General features: G+C 68.4%; 2 protein-coding genes (1 of these 2 running past the window's edge). Both read left to right on the top strand.

From position 1 onward, the window contains the following. On the top strand, positions 1-5690 hold the 3' portion of the coding sequence (locus ACQR1L_RS09865) for an amino acid adenylation domain-containing protein (RefSeq protein ID WP_434857757.1). It extends 889 nt beyond the left edge of the window; only the last 5690 of its 6579 coding nucleotides appear in the window; its start codon lies beyond the left edge, outside the window; the stop codon is at positions 5688-5690. Next, positions 5683-22077, top strand: coding sequence for a non-ribosomal peptide synthase/polyketide synthase (locus ACQR1L_RS09860; protein ID WP_434857756.1), 16395 nt, complete (start codon positions 5683-5685; stop codon positions 22075-22077). Before ACQR1L_RS09865 ends, ACQR1L_RS09860 begins: the two co-directional genes overlap by 8 nt.

Genomic DNA, 22077 nt, shown 5'->3' with positions numbered 1-22077 from the left:
TCGTGCTTGCGGCCTGGACGCTCGTGCTGTCGCGGCTCGCTGGTCAAACTGAGGTCGTGATCGGATCGCCCACGGCAAACCGCGCGCGTCCCGAGATCGAGGGGCTCGCCGGCTTCTTCGTCAACATGCTGGCGCTGCGCGTCGATCTGTCCAATCGGCCGACCGCGGCCGAACTGATCGCGCGCGTCGGCAAGACCGTTCTGGATGCGCAGGCGCATCAGGATCTGCCGTTCGAGCGCCTCGTCGAAGCTCTCCAGCCGATCCGTCATGCGGAGTATAGTCCGGTTTTTCAGGTTGTGTGTGCGTGGCAGAGCGACGCAGCCGGCGCGGTCGCGCTGCCTGGCCTCGTGGTCGAGCGCGTCCCGACCGAGCAGCGCGAAGTCAAGTTCGATCTCGAACTCGATCTCAGCGATGGCGGCGGACATATCGCAGGAAAGCTGAACTACGCCACGGCGCTGTTCGAGGACGAGACCGTCCGGCGGTACGCCGGATATCTCGTCGCCGCGCTGCGGGCGATGGTCGCCGACATCCAGGCGCCCGTCCATCAGATCGACCTGCTGTCCTCAGAGGAGCGCACGCTACTCCTGGACACCTGGAACCGGACGCCAGCCGTCGCCGCATCAGGGCAGTGCATCCAGGAGCTGATCGCGGAGCAGGTTCGACAGCGCCCATCCGCTGTCGCGCTGGTCCACGGCGAGGATCGGCTGACCTATCGCGAACTCGACGTCCGAGCCAATCGTCTCGCGCATCACCTGCAGGCGCTGGGGGCGGGGCCGGATCGCCTGGTCGCGATCTGCCAGCAGCGCGGCATTGCTGCCATCGTCAGCGTGCTCGCGGTGCTCAAGGCGGGCGCGGCCTATCTGCCGCTGGATCCGGCCTATCCGGCACAGCGGCTGCGCGATATCGTCGCCGATGCCGGACCGATGCTGCTGCTCGCCGACGACGACAGCGCCGCAACGCTCGGCGACGTCTCGTGTCCTGTCGTCGACGTGCAACGGGATGCGCCCGCCTGGGCCGAACGGCCCGACAGTGCGCCGGATCTTGCGGCGCTCCGATTGTCACCGCGGCATCTCGCCTACGTCATCTATACGTCGGGCTCCACCGGCCGTCCGAAAGGCGTGATGGTCGAGCACCGCGGCCTGGTCAATCTCGCGCGCGCGCAGATCGCTCTGTTCGATACCGGTCCGGACAGCCGGATCGTCCAGTTTGCCTCCTTCAGCTTCGACGCCAGCGTGTGGGACATCGTCATGGCGCTGTGCGCCGGCGCCGAGCTGCACCTGCTTGGAAGGCGCGAGCATCAGGATGCGTCGGAGCTGATGCGTTATCTGTCCGCGCGCGGGATCACGCACGCGACGCTGCCTCCGGCGATGCTTCAGGGGCGCGCCGATCTTGCGCAGCTCGCAGGTCTCAAGGTGCTCGTTCTCGCCGGCGAGTTGCCGCGCGCCGAGCTGATCCAAGCTCTGCCGGCAGAGAGCGCCGTCTACAACGCCTACGGACCGACCGAGGCAACGGTCTGCGCCACCGCCTGGCGCCGGCCGGATGGGTTCGCCGGCAGCGTGGTTCCGATCGGACGTCCGATCGCCAACACACGCATCTACCTGCTGGATCCCGACGGCCTTCCGGTGCCGCGCGGCGCGGTGGGGGAGATCTGGATCGGCGGGGCAGGGGTGGCGCGCGGCTATCTCCACCGTATCGATCTCTCCGAACAGCGCTTTGCGGCCGACCCGTTCGATCCTGCATCTAACGGCCGGATGTACCGGACCGGTGATCTCGGCCGCTATCTGGCGGATGGCAACATCGAGTTCCTCGGCCGCAACGATCACCAGGTCAAGATCCGCGGCTTCCGCATCGAGCTTGGCGAGATCGAATGCCGCCTGAATGCCTTGGCGGGCGTGCGCGATTGCGCCGTGCTGGCGCGGCGCGACGCGCATGACGACCTTAGGCTCGTGGCTTATGTCGTGCCGGCGGAGATCGACAGCGACGGCGCCGCGTGGTCGGCGCAACTGCGGGCACAGCTGCAGTCCTGCCTGCCGGACTACATGGTGCCCGCGGCGATCGTGCGCCTCGAAGCGCTGCCTTTGACGCCGAATGGCAAGGTCGACCGCCAGGCGCTGCCGGCGCCGGACGAGCAGGCGATCGCGCGCGGCGTCTACGATCCTCCGCAGGGGGACACCGAGCGGACGCTTGCGGCGATCTGGAGCGAACTGCTCGGCATCGAACGCGTCGGTCGCGCTGATCATTTCTTCGAGCTCGGCGGCCATTCGCTTCTGGTCGTGCGTCTGCTGGACCGCTTGAAGCGTCACGGGCTGGCGGCGGACGCGCAGAGCGTCTTCGCCAAGCCGGTGCTGCGCGATCTTGCAGCGAGCCTGCGGCAGGTTGAGGAGAGCACAATTCCCGCCAACCTGATCACGGCAGAGACGGCTGTCATCACGCCGGACATGCTGCCGCTGATTTCGCTGGATCGGTCGGAGATCGACCGGGTCGTCAGTCAGGTGCCGGGCGGTGTCGCGAACATCGAGGACATCTACGCGCTGTCGCCGCTGCAGGAGGGCATTCTGTTCCATCATCTGCTGGCGACCGAGGGCGATCCTTACGTCCTGGTCGCACAGATGGCGTTTGCCGGGCGCGATCTGCTGGATCGCTATCTCGCCGCTGTCCGCGAGGTGATCGCGCGTCACGACGTGATGCGGACCGCGATCGTCTGGGATGGCTTGTCCGTGCCGGCGCAGGTGGTCTGGCGCAACGCGCCGCTCGATGTCACCGAGGTTCAGCTCGCGGGCCATGAGCCGGCGCAGCTTGAACTGGCACGGCGCTTTGATCCGCGATCGAACCGGCTGGATGTCTCGAAGGCGCCATTGCTGCGGTTCGTCGTCGCGCGCGATGGAGAGACCGATCGCGTGCTGGTCTTGATCCTGCTGCATCATCTGATCGGCGATCATTCGACCTTGCAGGCGATGCATCAGGAGGTGCAGGCCATCCTGGCCGATCGCCGTCACGACCTGCCGGCACCGGTGCCGTTCCGGAATCTCGTCGCCCGGACGCGGGATCCGGCCGGCCACGATGCGCAGCAACGGTTCTTCCGCGACATGCTGGGCGATATCGACGCGCCCAATGCGCCGTTCGGCCTGACCGAGGCGCGCAGCGACGGACAGGGCGTCAACGAGGCCAAGCTGGCCCTGCCTGCCGCGCTCGACGCACGGCTGCGCGCGCAGGCGCGGCGGCTCGGTGTGAGCCTTGCCAGCCTTTGCCATCTCGCCTGGGGGCAGGTGCTGGCGCGCAGCAGCGGGCGCGAGCAGGTCGTGTTCGGCACCGTGCTGCTCGGCCGCATGCAGGCGGGACACGATACCGGCCGCAGCCTCGGCCTGTTCATCAACACGCTGCCCTTGCGGCTCGACCTCGACCTCACGCCCGTGGCCGACAGCGTCCGCATCGCCCATGCCCGGCTGGCCGATCTGATGGCGCACGAGCACGCTTCGCTGGCGATGGCGCAGCGCTGCAGCGGCGTGTCGCCGGCGACGCCGCTGTTCTCGGCGATCCTGAACTATCGGCATAACAATGGACAGGCGCGGCAAGGCGAGGCGGCGGCGCAGGTCCTCGACGGCGTCGAGTGGCTCGGCGCGGAGGAACGCACCAACTACCCGCTGATGCTGGCGGTGGATGATGACGGCGACGGACTGCGCCTCACGGCGCAGGTCGTTGCCGCCGTCGCACCAGAGCGGATCTGCGCGATGATGCAGACCTCGCTGGAGCAAATGGTTCGGGCGCTCGATACCGCACCGCAGACTCCCATGTGCAGGCTGGACGTCGTTCCGCCCGATGATCGCGCGCGACTGCTGAATGACTGGAACGCGACCGCGCTGAGCTGCGCGGATGCGCTCTGCGTACATCGCCAGTTCGAGCGCAATGCCGCGCGCAGGCCTGATGCGATTGCGCTCGTCCATGGCGAGGAGACGATCAGTTACGGCGAACTGAACGCACGGGCGAACCGGCTGGCGCGGCGGCTCAGGGCGCGCGGCGTCGGCACGGATGCGGTGGTCGGGCTGGCGCTGGAGCGCGGCGTGACGATGATGGTGGCGCTGCTCGCGGTGCTCAAGGCGGGCGCGGCCTATCTGCCGCTCGATCCGGACTATCCCGCCGCGCGGCTCGCCCACATGCTGACCGACAGCGGTGCGACCCTGCTGCTGACGCAGGAGGCGCTGCAGGCCCGGTTTGCGCCGGTGTTGGCCGAGAGTGAAGCGGACGCCTGGCTGCTCGATGCGGCCGTCGGCGATGGTGCCGGCGACGCGGGCGATCTCGGTGTCGCCGTTCACGCCGAGAGCCTGGCTTACGTTATCTACACCTCCGGCTCGACCGGGCAGCCCAAGGGCGTGATGGTGCGGCATGGCGCGCTGACGAACTTCCTCGCGGCCATGGCCGAGCAGCCCGGGATGACCCCGACGGATCGCGTGCTCGCGCTCACCTCGCTGTCGTTCGACATCGCGGTGCTGGAGCTGTGGCTGCCGCTGGCGACAGGCGCGCGGATCATCCTGGCCGACCGTACCGCGGCGACCGATCCGGCGGCGCTGCAGGCTCTCGTCGCCGCGCAGGGCGTCACCATGATGCAGGCGACGCCGTCGAGCTGGCGCATGCTGCTCGATCACGGTGGGATGGAGACATGGCTGCCCGCGCAATGTCGCATCCTGAGCGGCGGTGAGGCGCTCGCGCCGGATCTGGCGCGCCGGCTGGTGGCGCATGGACATGAGGTCTGGAATCTCTATGGGCCGACCGAGACGACGGTGTGGTCGGCGCGGCATCGGCTGGATGCGAACGCTGCGTTGCCGCTGCTCGGCCGCCCGATCGGCAACACCACGCTCTACGTGCTCGATCGCAATCTCGATTCCGCACCGATCGGAGTTGCGGGCGAGCTCTTCATCGGCGGCGCGGGATTGGCGCGCGGCTATTGGACTCGGGCGGCGCTCAGCGCGGAGCGGTTCATTCCCGATCCGTTCGGCGTCGCGGGTGCGCGGCTGTATCGCACCGGGGATCTCGCGCGCTGGCGCGATGACGGCGTGCTCGACTATGTCGGCCGGGCCGATCACCAGGTGAAGGTCCGCGGCCACCGGATCGAGCTCGGCGAGATCGAGGCGCGCCTGCGCGCCCAGCCCGGCGTGCGCGACAGTGTCGTCGTGGCGCAGGAACTCGCAGGCGGTCAGCAACTGGTCGGTTATGTCGCGGGCGAGGCCTGTGACGCGGCTGCGTTGCGGGCGGCGCTTTCGGCGGAGCTGCCGGACTACATGGTGCCGTCGCGCGTGATGGTGCTGGCGCAACTGCCGCTGACGCCGAACGGCAAGATCGATCGCAAGGCGCTGCCGCGCGCCGATGCCGGCCTCGTCGCGCGCGAACGGGTCGCGCCGCGAAATCCGATCGAGGCCGCGCTGGCGTCGATCTGGGCCGAATTGCTGCGCCGGCCCGACGTCGGCATCACCGACAATTTCTTCGAGCTCGGCGGCGACTCGCTGGTCGCGGTCCAACTCGTCAGCCGCATCAGGCGCGACATGGGGCAGGACCTGCCGCTGAAGCGGCTGTTCGAACTGACCACCATCGAGGCCATGGCGGCGGCGCTGACGTCGGCCCCGCCGACGAGCCCGCGCAGCGACGACATCGCCGCCATGTTCGATCTGCTGGAAGAAGTCGAGTTCACCCATGAATGATCAATCCGGATTGCAGGCCCAGCAGCTCAGCGAGATCGCCCGCCGGCTGGCGCGGCTCGATGCCGGCAAGCAGCGCGCCTTCCTGGCGCAACTGGCCGCCAAGGGAATCGATCTGTCGATCCTGCCGATTCCACGCCAGCGTCTCGACCGCGCGCCGCTGTCGTTCGCGCAGGCAAGACTGTGGTTCCTGTGGCGGATGGATCCGGCGAGCCCGGCCTACAACATGCCGGTCGCGCTGCGTCTGCGCGGCAACCTCGATCTCGCCGCACTCAAGGCTGCGCTCGATGCGCTGGTCGTGCGTCATGCCGCACTGCGTACGGTGTTCCGCCAGGACGGCGCTGCGCCGGAGCAGATCGTGCAGGCAGCGGCGCCGCTGGCGCTGCGCCGGATCGCGGTCGACGGCGATGATCGCGAGCAGCAGGCGAATCGATTGCTGAGAGACGAAGCGGCGAGGCCGTTCGATCTCGAGAACGGGCCGCTGGTGCGGGCCGCGCTGCTTTCGCTCGGCGCGCAGGATCACATCCTCACGGTGACGCTGCACCACATCATCGCCGACGGCTGGTCGTTGCAGGTTCTCACCGACGAATTCTGGCAGCTCTATCGCGCGGCTGTCCGCGGCGATGCTGCGGCGCTGCCAGCCCCCGAGATCGACTGCGGCGATGTCGCGAGCTGGCAAAGGATGTGGATCGGCGCGGGGGAGGGAGAGCGTCAGCTCGACTACTGGACCGAGCGCCTGCGCGACACGGTAATGCTGCAACTGCCGCTCGACCGCCCCCGCTCTGCCGAGGCGCATGCATCCGGCGATGCCGTGCGCCTCTTGCTCGGTACGGATCTCCGCGATCGCCTGCGCGGCCTGGCGCAGCAGCAGCGGACGACGCTGTTCGTCGTTCTACTCGCCGCGCTGAAGCTGGTGCTGCATCGCTACAGCGGCCAGACGGACATCTGCGTCGGCGTGCCGCTCGCCAGCCGCGACCGGCCGGAGACCCGGCGGCTGATCGGCCTGCTCGTGAACACGCAGGTGCTGCGGACGAAGCTCGACAGCCGGCGCACCTTCGCCGACCTCATCACCGCGCTGCACGAAACGTCGATCGAGGCCCAGGCGCATCAGGACCTGCCGTTCGAGCGCGTGCTGGAGGTGCTGCAGCCGCAGCGCAGCCTGAGCCAGAATCCGCTGTTCCAGGTGCTCTACAATCACCAGCGCCGGCCGGAGCCGGTCGCCGCGCCGGACGAGGGTGGCCTGCAGATCGAGACGATCGCGGCCACCGTCGACACGGTGAAGTTCGATCTTGCCGTCGATACCGAGGAACTGGCCTCGGGCGAGATCGCGGCGCAATTCTCCTTCGCCACCGCGCTGTTCGACCGCTCGACCATCGCGCGCCTCGCGGCCCGCTGGCGCGCGGCGCTCGAAGCGATGGCCGCCGATGCGGCGTGCACGATCGCAAGGCTGGAGCTGTTGTCGGTTCAAGAGCGCGACGACGTCAGAAAGTGGAATGCATCTGCCTGGGGACCTGAACCATTCGTACCCGTGCATCGCATGTTCGCGCGGCATGCGAAGGACGCGCCCGAGGCCACGGCATTGGTCTTTGGCGACGAGACGATCAGCTACGAACAGCTCGACCGGCGCGCCAATGCCATCGCCCGGCATCTGATGGCGCACGGCGTGCGTCCGGGCGACCTCGTCGGCATCGCGATGCCGCGCTCGCCGGATCTCATCGCCGCCCTTCTCGCGGTGCTGAAATGTGGCGCGGCCTATCTGCCGCTCGATCCCGATCATCCGCCGGCGCGGCGCGCGGCCACGGTCCGTGACGCCGGGGTGGCCGTCGTGGTGGTTCGAGGTGATGCGGACATGCCGGCCATGGCCGCGGCCCGCGTCGTCGATCTTGCGCTGCTTCCGGCGGACGCAGGCGGCAGCGATCCCGCGGTCGAGGTTCATCCGCAGAGCGTCGCTTATGTGATCTATACGTCCGGCTCGACCGGGATGCCCAAGGGCGTCGCCGTCGCGCATGAGCCGTTCGCGATGCATTGCCGCGCCACGGCCGAGCTCTACGAGATGGACGCGCGTTCGCGCGAGCTGCACTTTTTGTCCTTCACGTTCGACGGCGCCCATGAGCGGCTGTGGACCGCGCTGAGCTGCGGCGCCGCTTTGGTGATGCGTGACGCCGAGCTGTGGTCGGCGGAGCAGACGCTCGAGGTGATGCGCGCGCGCAGCGTCACCAATGCCGGCTTTCCGCCGGCCTATCTGCAGCAGCTCGCCGGCTTCGCGGCCTGGTGCGGCGATCCGCCGCCGGTGTCGCTCTATTCCTTTGGCGGCGAGGCGATGCCGAAATCGGGCTTCGACAAGGTGAGGTCCGCGCTGCGGCCGCGCAAGCTGATCAACGGTTATGGCCCGACGGAGACGGTGGTCACGCCGCTGGTCTGGAAGGTGGAGGCCGATGTCGAGATCGACTGCGCCTATGCGCCGATCGGCCGGCCCGTCGGCCGGCGATCGGCCTATGTCCTCGACGGCGATCTGAACATCGTCCCGGTCGGTGTCACCGGCGAGCTTCATGTCGGTGGCGAGGGACTCGCGAGCGGATATTGGCACAGGCCGGCGCTGACGGCCGAACGCTTCGTGCCGGACCCGTTCGGTGCTCCTGGCGCGCGGCTCTATCGCACCGGCGATCTCGCGCGCTGGCGTGGCGATGGGGTGATCGACTATGTCGGTCGATCCGACCATCAGCTGAAGATCCGCGGCTTCCGCATCGAGCCCGGCGAGATCGAAGCCCGCCTGATGCGCCAGCCCGGTGTGCGCTCAGCGGTGGTGACTGGCCGCGACATCGCCGGACGAATGCAGCTCGTGGGCCATGTCTCCGGTGAGGGAGATCTGGACGAGACGACGCTGCGGGCTGCGCTGTCGGAGGAGTTGCCGGACTACATGGTTCCGGCGCGTATCGTCGTGATGAACGATCTGCCGCTGACGGCGCACGGCAAGATCGATCGCGATGCCTTGCCGCTTCCGGCCATCTCGTCTGCGGATACGGACTATTTCGCGCCGCAATCGCCGGCCGAGATCGAGTTGGCGGCGGTCTGGGCCGAACTGCTCGGCCGCGAGCGCGTCGGTCTCAGCGACAATTTCTTCGAGCTCGGCGGCGACTCCATCATCTCGCTGCAGGCGGTTGGCCGCGCCCGTCAGCGCGGCCTGGTGATCGAGCCGCGCGATCTGTTCCGGCATCAGACGCTGCAGGAGCTGGCGCGGATCGCGCGTCGCGCGCAGGCCAGCGCCGTCTCGGTGGAGCAGGAACTGCAGGACGGCGATCCCGTGCCGCTGCTGCCGATCCAGCGCCGCTTCTTCGCGGAGGAGGCCGGCGAGCGGCAGCATTGGAACCAGGCCGTGCTGCTCGTGCCCTCGACACGGCTCGACTGGCGCGCGATGGCGCGCGCGATCGACGCGGTCGTGGCGCATCACGACGCCCTGCGGCTGCAATTCCATGAAAGCGAGGGCGTTTGGCAGGCGAGCTATGCGCCTGCGCTGCCGGGCGCCGATCTGCTCTGGACCCGCGACGTCGCGGATGCCGCCGAAATCACGGCGGTTGCGACCGAGGCCCAGACCAGCCTTCGCCTCCAGGGACCGCTGCTGCGCCTGGTCGGGATGAATGTCGCGGATGGCAGCCAGCGGCTCCTCATCGTCGTCCATCATCTCGTGGTCGACGGCGTGTCCTGGCGGATCTTGCTCGAAGACATCGCGTCCGCCTATGAACAGGCCGCGCGCGGGACCGTGGCGATCGCGCTGCCGCCCAAGAGCCTGTCGGCCGCCTCCTGGGGCATGCAGCTCGAAGCCTATGCGGCCGGCGCCGATCTGGCCGGCCAGCTCGACTATTGGACGACGCGCACCGTCGAGGCCGACCTGCCATGCGACGACGCGCATGAGGATGTCGATCGCGTCGCCGACGGCGAGGATGTCGCCGTCGTCTTCGATGCCGATCTCACCACGCAGCTTCTTAAAGAGACGCCCGCGGCTTATCGGACCCAGGTCAACGATCTGCTGCTGGCGGCACTGGCGCGTGCGGTCCATCGCTGGAGCGGGCGCGAGGAATGCCTGGTCGAGCTGGAAGGGCATGGCCGCGAGGATCTGTTCGAGGGCGTCGAGCTGTCACGGACCGTCGGGTGGTTCACGACCGCTTTTCCCTTGCGGCTCTTGGGCGCGGCGCGCGACGATGCCGCGCTGATCAAGTCGGTCAAGGAGGAGCTGCGCGCGATTCCCGACCGCGGGCTCGGCTACGGGGTGCTGCGCTACTTGGGGAGTCCCGACCAGCGCGCGGCGTTGGCGGATGTCACGGAGCCGCGGATCGTCTTCAACTATCTCGGTCAGTTCGGCGCGAGTCTGGGGGCGGGCCAAGCCTTCGCGCTGGCGACCGAAAGTGCGGGGCCGTCGCGCAGCGCCACCGCGCCGCTCGGCCGCTGGCTCAGCATCAACGGCCAGGTGCTCGATCGCGAGCTGCGGCTGACCTTCAGCTTCGGTCGCAGGCGCTATCGTCGTGCGACGATCGAGCGGCTGGCTGCATGTTATGACGCAGCGCTGCGTGAGCTGGTCGCGCATTGCCGGAGCGGCGTTCGCGGCCTCACTCCGTCCGATCTGCCGCTCTCGCGCCTCGGCCAGGCCGAGCTGGACGCGCTCGGTGCCACCATCGACTGGCGCGAGATCGAGGACCTCTATCCGCTGTCGCCGATGCAGCAGGGCATGCTGTTCCACGCCGTGCGTGATGGCGACAGCGGCAATTATCTCAGCCAGATTGCGGTCGATCTCAGCGGCGCCGATCCGGCGCGCCTGCGCTCGGCGTGGGAGGCGGTAACGGCCCGGCACGCCGTGCTGCGGACCGCCTTCGTCTGGCGCGAACTATCCGGCGCGCCGCAGCAGGCGGTGTATCGGCATGCGCCCGCTCCGTTCGTCGAGGACGACTGGAGCGACCGGGTCAGCGGCATGGATCGGGCGGCGCGCGACGCCGCACTGGCCGAAGCGGCGAAGGCCGATTGGACCACCGGGTTCGATCTCTCCCGGCCGCCGCTGCAGCGGGTCCGTCTCATCGACCTCGGCGGTGGTGTCCATCGCCTGATCTGGACCCATCACCACATTCTGCTCGACGGCTGGAGCGCGGCCCGGCTGATCGCCGAGATCATGCAGCATCATCGTGGTGCTGCGATGCCGGCACCACGCGGCGTGTATCGCGACTACATCGCATGGCTTCAGCGCCAGGATGCTGCGGCGGCGAGTGCGTTCTGGTCGAAGCTGCTGTCTGGCCTGAATGAGCCGACCTTGCTGGGCGACGCCCTGGGCGGACCGCGTGAACCCGCCACCGGCCATGCCTCGGTGGATCTCGTCCTCGACGCCGCACAGGCCGAGGCGCTTCAGGTCGTGGCGCGCCGCGAGCGCGTGACCTTGAACACGGTGCTGCAGGGCGCCTGGGGCCAGTTGCTGCGGCGGCTGACCAACCAGGACATCGTCTGTTTCGGAGCCACGACCTCCGGGCGGCCGGCGGAGATCGCCGGCGTCGAAGCGATGGTCGGCCTGTTCATCAACACCCTGCCGGTGCTCGACGATGCGCACCCGCAGACTTCGGTTGGCGACTGGCTGCGCGGCCTGCAGGCGCGCAATGCGGAGCTGCGTGATCACGGCTGGATGCCGCTGTTCGAGATCCAGAGGCTCGCCGGCCGCGCGGGGCGCGCGCTGTTCGACACCATCTTCGTGTTCGAAAACTATCCGGTCGACGAGGCCTTGCGCGACCAAACAGGCGATGGACTGCGCGCGGATCGCGCCGAGCAGATCTCGATCACCAACTATGCACTGACGGTCGCCGTGTTCGTCACGGAGACCGGCATCCGGCTCGGATTCCGTTACGATCGCAGCCGTTTCGATCAGGTGCAGATCGCGCGGATCCAATCCGCCTTCAAAGTCCTGCTCGCGCATATCACCTCGCAAGGCGATCGGCCGCTCGCCCAGCTGCATGGGCTGGACATGGATGCGGCGCAACGCGTGCTTGGCTGGAGCGCGGGACGGGCCGCATCGATCGCGTCTGCTGACTTCGTCGACGTCGTGGCCCAGATCGAACGGCAGGCGGCGCTTCGTCCCGATGCCACCGCCTTGATTTTCGGACACGAGGTGCTGAGCTATGCGGAGCTGAACGCTCGCGCCAACGGCTTGGCACGACAGATCCGTCAATGCGGTGCAACTCCCGATGCGCCCATTGGGCTCGCCTTGGAGCGTAGCATCGATCTGGTCGTGGCTGTGCTGGCGGTGTTGAAGGCGGGCTGTGGCTATCTGCCGCTCGATCCCGACTATCCTACCGAACGGCTCGCTGCGATGCTGCGCGATAGCGGTGCACGGCTCGTCGCGACGCAGACCGAATTGCTCGACCAGCTCGGTCCGGTCGCGAGAGCGTCCGGCATCGATCTGCTTGCGGTCGATGGTTCCGAACGTGATGACGACGAAGCTCCAGGAGACGGCAGCGATCTCCGGCTTCCCGTGCATGCCGAGGGTCTCGCTTATGTGATCTATACGTCGGGATCGACCGGCACGCCGAAAGGCGTCGCCTGCACACGCGGCGCGCTGGCGGCGCGGTTGTCGTGGATGCAGCGGGAATATCAGCTCGAGCAGACCGAGACGCTGCTGCAGAAGACGCCGTTCAGCTTCGATGTCGCCGTGTGGGAAATCCTGTGGCCGCTGGCTGTGGGCGCGCGGCTTGCGATCGCAGAGCCCGGCGCGCACCGCGAGCCGAAGCGCCTGATCGACGCGATCACTCGGCATGAGGTGACGACGCTGCACTTCGTGCCGCAGATGCTTGCGCAGTTCGTCGCGGAGCCGGATGCTTCGCGTTGCGTCACGTTGAAGCGATTGTTCTCCGGCGGCGAGGCGCTGTCGATCCCGCTGATGCAGCAGGTCCAGGCCCTGTTTCCAGCGATCCGCTTCGACAACCGCTACGGGCCGACGGAAACGCTCATCAACGCCAGCTTCTGGCGTGTCCGGGGAGAGCCTGGACCGGGCGTGCCGATCGGTTTTCCGATCCCCGGCACGGTGCTGCGCATCCTGGATACCGGCCTCAATCTCGTCGATCAGGGAACGCTGGGGGAGCTGTATATCGGCGGCGACGGGCTGGCGCGGGGCTATCTCGGTCGCGCGGCGCTGACGGCGGAGCGCTTCATTCCCGATCCGTTCGGGCCTGCGGGCGCGCGGCTCTATCGCAGCGGTGATCTGGCGCGATGGCGCGACGACGGCGCGATCGACTATGTCGGCCGGGCCGACCACCAGGTGAAAGTGCGCGGCTTCCGCATCGAACTCGGCGAGATCGAGGCGCGCCTGTTGCAGCAGCCATCGGTACGTTCGGCGGCGGTGATCGCACGCGAGATCGGCGCCGGCCGGCAACTCGTCGGATATGTCTGCGGCGAAGGTGTCGGCGAGGAAGCCGATTTGCGCGCTGCGCTCTCGGCCGTGTTGCCGGACTACATGGTTCCGGCGCGGATCGTCAGGCTCGATCGTCTGCCGCTGATGCTGAACGGCAAGGTCGATCGCCATGCGCTTCCGGCGCCCGAAGCGCCGGACGCGCGCCTGCGCGTGGCGCCGCGTACGCCTGCCGAAACCGCTCTGGCGTCGATCTGGGCTGAGCTGCTGCATCAGCCCGACGTCGGGATCACCGACAACTTCTTCGAGCTCGGCGGCGACTCCATCATTTCGCTGCAGATGGTCAGCCGGGCCCGCCGCGCGGGCCTTCTGATCGAGCCGCGCGACGTGTTCAAGCACCAGACCCTCGAACACCTCGCGCGTGCGGCGCGCCTTGTTGCTGATATCGAGACGACGGCGGAGCAGGGCGCCGTTGCCGGCGAACATCCCTTGCTGCCGATCCAGCTGCGCTTCTTCGAGCAGGAGCCGGAGCAGCCGGATCATTGGAACCAGGCGCTGCTGCTGCGGCCGCGGCAGCGGCTCGACTGGGATGTGATGCGGGATGCGGCCGTGGCCGTCGTCGCGCATCATGATGCGCTGAGGTTGCGCTTCGAACGGATCGGCGGCGCGTGGCAGGCCAAGCATGGGCCCGCGCTTGACGTCTCCGACCTGTTCCAGACCTGCGCGCTTGACGATCCCTTGGCGGTGACCATCCGCGCCACGCAGGTTCAGGCAAGCCTCTCGCTCGCGCATGGGCGCTTGGTGCGCATGGTCGGCATGGATCTCCCCGGGGGTGAGCAGCGCCTGCTGATCGTGATCCATCACCTCGTGATCGACGGCGTCTCGTGGCGCGTCCTGCTGGAGGATCTTACGTCCGCCTATGCGCAGCTCGGCAGCGGAACACGGCCGGCGCTGCCGCCCAAGACGAATGCCTATGCGCAATGGGGCGCTGCGTTGCGGACCTTTGCGGCGTCCAACGAGGTCGCGGCCGAGCTGGATCACTGGTCCGCCATCCAGCAGCACGGCGGCGCCCTGCCATGCGATGATGACCGCGCCGAACCTGCCACGATGGCCGATGCGGAAGAGGTGTCGCTATCGATCGAGGCGGAGCTGACGTCGCGGCTGCTCGGTCCTGTCCACATCGCCTACAGAACTCAGGTCAACGACCTCCTGCTGTCGGCACTGGCGCGCGCGCTGTGGCAGTGGTCCAGCGTCGAGACCGTGGCCATCGAGCTCGAAGGTCATGGCCGCGAGGAGCTCGGCCGCGGGCTCGACCTGTCGCGCACGATCGGCTGGTTCACGACGGCGTTTCCGGTGGCGTTGCCCGTTGGATCGCAAGACCCGGCGTCGCTGATCAAGACCACCAAGGAGATGCTGCGGTCGATTCCGAGGCATGGCCTCGGCTATGGCGTGCTGCGCTATCTCGGCTCCGAGGCGCAACGCGGTCTGCTGGCAGCAGGCACGCCGCCGCGGATTGGGTTCAACTATCTCGGCCAGCTCGACGACGCGGCGCGCGAGGCCGGGCTGTTCACGATGGCGATCGAGAATGCGGGCCCGTCGCGGGCGGCTTCGAGCTTGTTGCGACATGATATCGCCATCAATGCGGCGGTGCGCGACGCTTGTCTGCAGCTCTCGTTCGGCTTCAGCAGAACGCGGTATCGCCGCGCGACCATTGACCGCCTAGCCGGCTGTTTCGAGGCCGCGCTTCGCGAGTTGGTCGATCACTGCATAGGTGACGCTCGCGGGCTGACGCCCTCGGATGTTCCGCTGTCGCGGCTGGGGCAGGCCGAGCTCGACGGGCTCGCGCTGGATTGGCGCGAGGTCGAAGACATTTATCCGCTGTCGCCGATGCAGCAGGGCATGCTGTTCCACGCGTCGCATGACGATGGGACGGGCGTCTACGTCAACCAGGTCACCGCCGAGGTCACCGGTCTCGACTCGGGCAGGTTGCGGCAGGCGTGGCAGGCGGTCAGTGATCGTCATGACGTTCTGCGCAGCGGTTTCGTGTGGCTCGAACTCTCAGGGCCGCCGCAGCAGGTCGTCTATCGGAGCGCTGACGTCGCGTTCATCGAAGAGGATTGGCGGGCCCGCGCCGCAGTGCTCGCCCCCTCGGTGCTCGATGATGCGCTGAATGCCGCGGCCGAGCGCGAACGTGCGGAGGGATTCGATCTCGCGCGGCCGCCCTTGCAGCGCGTCAGGCTCATCCGGATCGGCGACGGGCGGCATTGGCTGATCTGGACGCACCATCACATCCTGATGGACGGCTGGAGCTCGGCCCGCTTCATCGCCGAGGTGATGCGGCATCACGGCAGCGGATCGCTGCCGGCCCGGCCGCCACGCTACCGCGAGTACATCGCATGGCTGCAGGCGCAGGACCACGCCGCGTCGGCGGCATTCTGGCGCGCGGCCTTGGCCGCGCTCGAGGAGCCGAGCCTGCTGGCGCCGTCGGCCGCGAAGCCGCGCACCGGACACGGCTCGCTCGCGATGACCGTCGATGCCGGGCTCAGCCAGCGGCTGCAGCGGTTTGCGACGCGCGAGCGGGTGACGCTCAACACCGTGGTGCAGGCCGCCTGGGCGCAACTGCTCCGCCGTTACACCGGCCAGGCCACGATCTGTTTCGGCGTGACGGTGTCCGACCGGCCGGCCGGACTGGCCGGTGCCGAGGAGATGGTCGGGCTCTTCATCAACACCTTGCCGATCGTCGATCACGCCAAGCCGGAGCAGCCCGTCGGCGCCTGGCTCCGCGACCTGCAGGATCGCAATCTCGCGCTTCGGGATCACGGCTGGATGCCGCTCGCCGACATCCAGCGCATCGCCGGCCGGGCCGGCCGTCCGCTGTTCGACAGCATCCTGGTGTTCGAGAACTATCCGGTCGACGACGCGCTGAAGACGAATGGCGGAGCGGTGAGCGCCAGCCGTACCCGCATTCTCGAGTCCAGCAACTATCCGCTGTTCCTCAGCGTCGCCCTCGATGGCGGGCTACGTCTCGTCTTCAATTATCAGCATCGCCATTTCGACGAGGTGGAGATCGGCCGGCTGCAGAGCGCCTTCGTGCGGTTGCTCGCAGCGATCAGCCGTGACACGGCGCAGGCCGTGGGATGTCTCGCTGCGGCCGATCCCGCCGATGCCGCGTTGCTGGCGCGGGTCAACGAGACGTCTACTCCGCTCGACGCGGTCGGCTTCTTGGCACAGATCGAGCGCCAGGCGGCACGCGTCCCCGCGGCGGTCGCGCTCGCGCAGGGCGAGGTCGCAATCAGCTACGCTGAACTCAATGCACGCGCGAACCGGCTAGCCCGGCGCCTCGTGGTGCACGGTGTCGGCCCGGATGTGGTGGTCGGCGTCGCGCTTGACCGGAGCGCGACGATGCTGGTGGCGCTGCTCGCGATCCTCAAATCGGGCGCCGCTTATCTGCCGCTCGATCCGGATTATCCTGCGGATCGCTTGTCTCACATGTTGCGTGATAGCGGCGCCAGGCTGCTGCTGACGGAAGCTCGATTGAACGACCGCTTCGCTGCCGTGCTGGTTGATGGTGGCACCGAGGCGTGGCTGCTCGACGAGACCGGAGGCGGAGAAGCGGGTGATTCAGGCAATCTGGATATCGCCATTCACCCCGAGAGCCTCGCTTACGTCATCTACACGTCCGGCTCGACCGGACTGCCGAAGGGCGTGATGGTGCGCCATGGCGCGGTCACGAACTTCCTGGCGACGATGGCCGAGCAGCCCGGCGTGACCAGCGAAGATCGCGTGCTGGGGCTGACGTCGCTGTCGTTCGACATCGCCGTGCTCGAGCTGTGGCTGCCGCTGACTCACGGCGCACAGATCGTGCTGGCCGATCGGGACGCGGCGCATGATCCGGCCAGGCTGAAGTCGATCGTGTCCCGCCATGGCGTGAGCATGATGCAGGCCACGCCATCGACCTGGCGCATGCTGCTCGATCATGACCAGGCATCCGATTGGCTGCCGCACCGCTGCAGGCTGTTGAGCGGCGGCGAGGCGCTCGCACCTGATCTGGCGCTTCGGCTGGTCGTGCTGGCCGGAGAGGTCTGGAATCTGTTTGGACCGACCGAGACCACGGTGTGGTCGGCGCGCCATCGGCTCGATGCCGTCGATCCCCTGCCTGTGCTCGGTGGCCCGATCGGCAACACGACGCTGCATGTGCTCGATGGCGATCTCAACCACGCTCCGGTCGGCGTGGCCGGCGAGCTCTTCATCGGCGGCCAAGGTCTGGCGCGCGGCTATTGGAATCGCGCGGCGCTGAGCGCGGAGCGCTTCATTGCCGATCCGTTCGGTGCTCCCGGTGCACGGCTGTACCGGACCGGCGACCTCGCCCGCTGGCGTGCCGACGGCGTGCTCGACTATGTCGGCCGCGCCGATCATCAGGTGAAGATCCGTGGCCACCGCATCGAGCTTGGCGAGATCGAAACGCGGCTGCGGACGCTGCCGGGCGTGCGCGACAGCGTGGTGGTGGCCCAGGCGCTCGGGGGCGGCCGGCAGCTGATCGGCTATGTCAGCAGCGAAGACGCGCTCGATGGTGCGGACCTGCGTGCGGCTCTGGCCGCGATGCTGCCCGACTACATGGTGCCGGCGCGCGTGATGGTGCTGCCGCGGCTGCCGATGACACCGAACGGCAAGATCGATCGCAAGGCGCTGCCGCAGCCGGATACGCGGCCTGCCGATGTGCAGCGCGTCGCGCCGCGTAACCCCACGGAGGCCGCGCTCGCGGCGATCTGGTCCGAGCTGCTGCAACAGCCCGACATCGGCGTCACCGACAATTTCTTCGAGCTCGGCGGTGACTCGATCATCTCGCTGCAGATGGTCAGCCGCGCGCGCCGTGCCGGTCTCGCGCTGGAGCCCAGGGACGTGTTCCGGCTGCAGACGATCGAACTGCTCGCACCGGTCTGCCAGGACCAAAGCGAGGAGGAGAGGGCAGCCGCGCCGACGCGTGCAGTGCTGTCGGGGTTGACGCCCGAGCAGCTCGCGCGGCATGGCCTCGACGGCGACGGGATCGAGGACGTCTATCCGCTGTCGCCGATGCAGCAGGGCATGCTGTTCCATAGCCTGCGCGACGCCGGCAGCGGCGTTTATGTCAACCAGATCAGCGTCGAGATTGGCGGGCTCGATGGCGAACGGCTTCGCGAGGCATGGCAGGTGGTCTCCGCACGCCATCCGATGCTGCGCACCGGATTCCTCTGGCGCGAGCTGGCGGGCGCGCCGCTGCAGGTCGTCCATCGCGAGATCTCGGTGCCGTTCGTCATCGACGACTGGCGGGGCGAGGTCGTCGACGAGGCCCGTCTGTCCGCGGCATTGGCGGCGGAACGTGACGCGGAATTCGACCTGGCCGTGCCGCCGCTGCAGCGTGTCCGCCTGTTGCGACTGGACGGGGATCGTCATCGCCTGATCTGGACCTACCATCACATCCTGATGGACGGCTGGAGTTCGGCGCGCTTCATCGGCGAGATCTTGCAGTGCTACGCAGGACAGCCGCTCGCATCGCGCGCGACGCACTACCGCGATTATATCGGCTGGCTCGTGGCGCAGGATGCCGCTGCCGCCGAGCGCTTCTGGCGCGGACAATTGGCTGCGTTCGATCAGCCGACGCAATTGGCCGGCGCATTCGGCGCGCGCCACCGCGATGCCGGTGGTCACCAGCGCTGCTACACGCGGCTCGACGAGCGCGCCACCGCGGCATTGAAGGCGTTCGCCCGTCGCGAGCGCATTACTGTCAACACGGTCATCCAGGGCGTCTGGGCGCTGCTGCTGCAACGCTACACCGGCCAGCAGACGGTGACCTTCGGCGTCACGGTCTCTGGTCGTCCCGCGGCACTCGACGGCGCCGAGCAGATGATCGGCCTGTTCATCAACACCTTGCCCGTGATCGAGACGCCGCCTGCGGCCACCGCGGCCGGCGACTGGCTGCGGGCGATCCAGAGCCGCAACGTGGCGATCCGCGACTTCGAGCAGACGCCGCTCTACGACATCCAGAGCTGGGCCGGGCGGGCCGGCGAGACGATGTTCGACAGCATCATCGTGTTCGAGAACTATCCGGTCGAGCGCGGCCTGCTGCAGGGCGACCACGGGCTGCAGTTCGGCGGCCTGCGCAATGTCGACGTCACCAATTATCCGATGGACCTGTCGGTGGTGGTCGAGGACACGCTGCAGGTCGAGTTCACCTATATGCCGAGCCACTTCGCGGCTGACGAGGCGGAGCAGATCCGCGCGCAGTTCGAGCATCTTCTGACCGTGCTGGTTCAGACGCCGGAGCGCCCGCTGGGTGCGATCGGCATGGCGTCGGCTGCGGACGTGGAGCGCGCGCGTGTCTGCAACGATCAGGCCGTGGCGGCCGCATCATCGCCCTTCGTCCATGAGGCCATCGCCGCCCAGGCGCAGCGCAGCCCCGAAAGGATCGCGCTGACGATCGGCGGCACGGACGTCAGTTTCGGCGAGCTCGATCGCCGCGCCAACCGGCTGGCTCACCAGCTGGTGGCCGCGGGCCTTGCGCCCGACCAGCGCGTCGGCGTGCTCGTCGAGCGCAGAGCCTCGACGATGGTGGCGCTGCTGGCTGTCCTGAAGGCGGGGGGAGCCTATGTTCCGCTCGATCCGGAGCTTCCGCCGGACCGTCTTGCCTATGTCATGCAGGACTCCGGCATGACGATGCTGCTGGCGGGCTCGGGGATTGCCGAAATCGATGGCGTCCGCCGCATTGACCCGGATGTAGTCGGCACCGGGCCGGACGATGCGCCTCGCATCCGTCTGCATGCCGACAATCTCGCTTACCTGATCTACACGTCGGGCTCGACCGGACGTCCGAAGGGTGTCGCGGTGACGCACGGCCCGCTCGCGATGCATTGCCGCGCGACGGCCGCGCTCTACGAGATCGATGACAGCTGCAGCGAGCTGCATTTCCTGTCGCTGGCGTTCGATGGCGCGCATGAGCGCTGGCTCACCGTGCTGTCGCAAGGCGCGCGGCTGGTCATGCGCGATGCGGAGCTCTGGACGCCCGAGCAGACCGTCGGCGTGCTGCACGCCGAGCGCGTCACCCATATCGGCCTGCCGCCGGCCTATCTGCAGCAGGTCGCGGAATGGGTGGAGCAGGGCGGCCATCCGCCGCCGGTGAAGCTGTATTCGTTCGGCGGCGAGGCGATGCCGAAGGCTGGCTTCGACAAGGTGAAGCGCGCGCTGAAGCCGCAGATCCTGATCAATGGCTATGGGCCGACCGAGACCGTCGTGACGCCGCTGGTCTGGAAGGTCGACGGCGACACGGAGTGCACGAAAGCCTATGCGCCGATCGGCGTTCCCGTCGGCCGCCGCACGGCCTACATCCTCGACGGCTCGCTCAACCTCGTTCCGGCTGGCGCCGCCGGCGAGCTCTATATCGGCGGCCTCGGACTCGCGCGTGGCTACCACGGCAAGCCCGGCATGACGGCCGAGCGTTTCGTCCCCGATCCATTCTCTTCTGATGACGGCGCAAGGCTGTATCGCACTGGCGATCTGGCGCGCTGGGATGAGAGCGGCACGATCGAGTATCTCGGACGCAGCGACGACCAGGTGAAGATCAGCGGCTTCAGGATCGAGCTCGGCGAAATCCAGTCGGCGCTGCTGCGCGAGCCGACCGTCGCACAGGCGGCGGTGATTGCGGTCCCCGGCGCTGCAGGAAGCCAGCTCGTGGCCTATGTGTCGCCGCGCGACATGCGCGATGCCGCGGCACCCGAGCGGCTGGCCACGGCGCTGGTCGACGCGCTGCGCCGGACGTTGCCGGCCTACATGGTGCCGGCCAGGATCATCGTGCTCGAGCGCCTGCCGACGCTGTCGAGCGGCAAGGTCGACCGGCGCGCGCTGCCTGCGCCGGATGCCGCGGCGGCCAGCGCCTTCGTCGCGCCGGAGACTGCCGCGGAAATCGCGATGGCGAAGCTCTGGGCCGAAGTCCTCGGTGTCGCGCGCGTCGGCGTCACCGACAATTTCTTCGAGCTCGGCGGCAACTCGATGCTGAGCCTGAAGGTCGTCGCCCGGGTGCGCCGTGACCCCGTCCTTGGTGGCGAGATCAAGCTGCGCGATCTGCTGCAGAAGCCGACCATCCGCGCGCTGCTCGGCGAGCAGCCCGTGGCCGCGGCGACGCCGTCGGCCCTGCTGCCGCTGAATGGGCCGGTGGCCGGCGTGCCGCCGCTGTTCTGCCTGCACGGCGGCTTCGGGACCGTGTTCGACTATGCGCCGCTGGCGCGCCGTTTCGAGGGGCGGCGGCAATTGATCGGGCTGCAGTGCCGGACGCTGATCGCGCCGGACTTCGCCGATCGCTCGCTCCAGGCCATGGCGGTCGACTATGTCGACGAGATCGTGCGGACGCAGGCGGCAGGGCCGTATCACCTGATCGGCTGGTCGCTCGGCGGCTTGATCGCCTGCCTGGTCGCGGCCGAGCTCGAGCGGCGGGGCGCAACCGTCGCCCGCCTCGGGCTCGTCGACAGCTTTGTCGCGCGGCCAGGCCGGCAGCGGACGTCGGAGCCACATTGGACCGATGATCTGCTCGGACTGCTGTCCGTTGCCGCGCCGAGCCTGCAGCCGTCGATGATCGAGGGCGAGACCGCGCAGATGCGCCTGGTCGGCACGCCCGAAACCGACGAGGCCATCAGGCGCCTGGTCAGCGGCGCGATCGGCGGGGCGTCGTCATGGGTTCGCGAGCGGCTTCCGGGCGTGGACGACATCGTCGGCGCATTCCGTGCGGGACGACACCTGAAACGATTGGCGCAGGACGCGGACTGGCCAGAACGCCTCGGCGCGGTTCCAAGCTGCTGGTGGACCTCGCATCGGACCGCGCAACGCGAGTGGCTGACGGCGCGCTTCCCTCACGCGGCGGATTTCGGCGTGGCCGGTGACGACCATTTCGCGATCCTTCGACACGAAGCCCTGCTGTCCGCGATGTGCTCCTGGCTCGACACGCGCGATCCGGCGCGGACGTTGCCCACGCTGCAGTCAGAACCAGCCGAATGA

Origin of the sequence: Bradyrhizobium sp. HKCCYLR20261 (assembly GCF_051168435.1) — a bacterium.
Lineage (GTDB): Bacteria > Pseudomonadota > Alphaproteobacteria > Rhizobiales > Xanthobacteraceae > Bradyrhizobium.
This window is presented reverse-complemented; position numbering and strand designations above follow the sequence as displayed.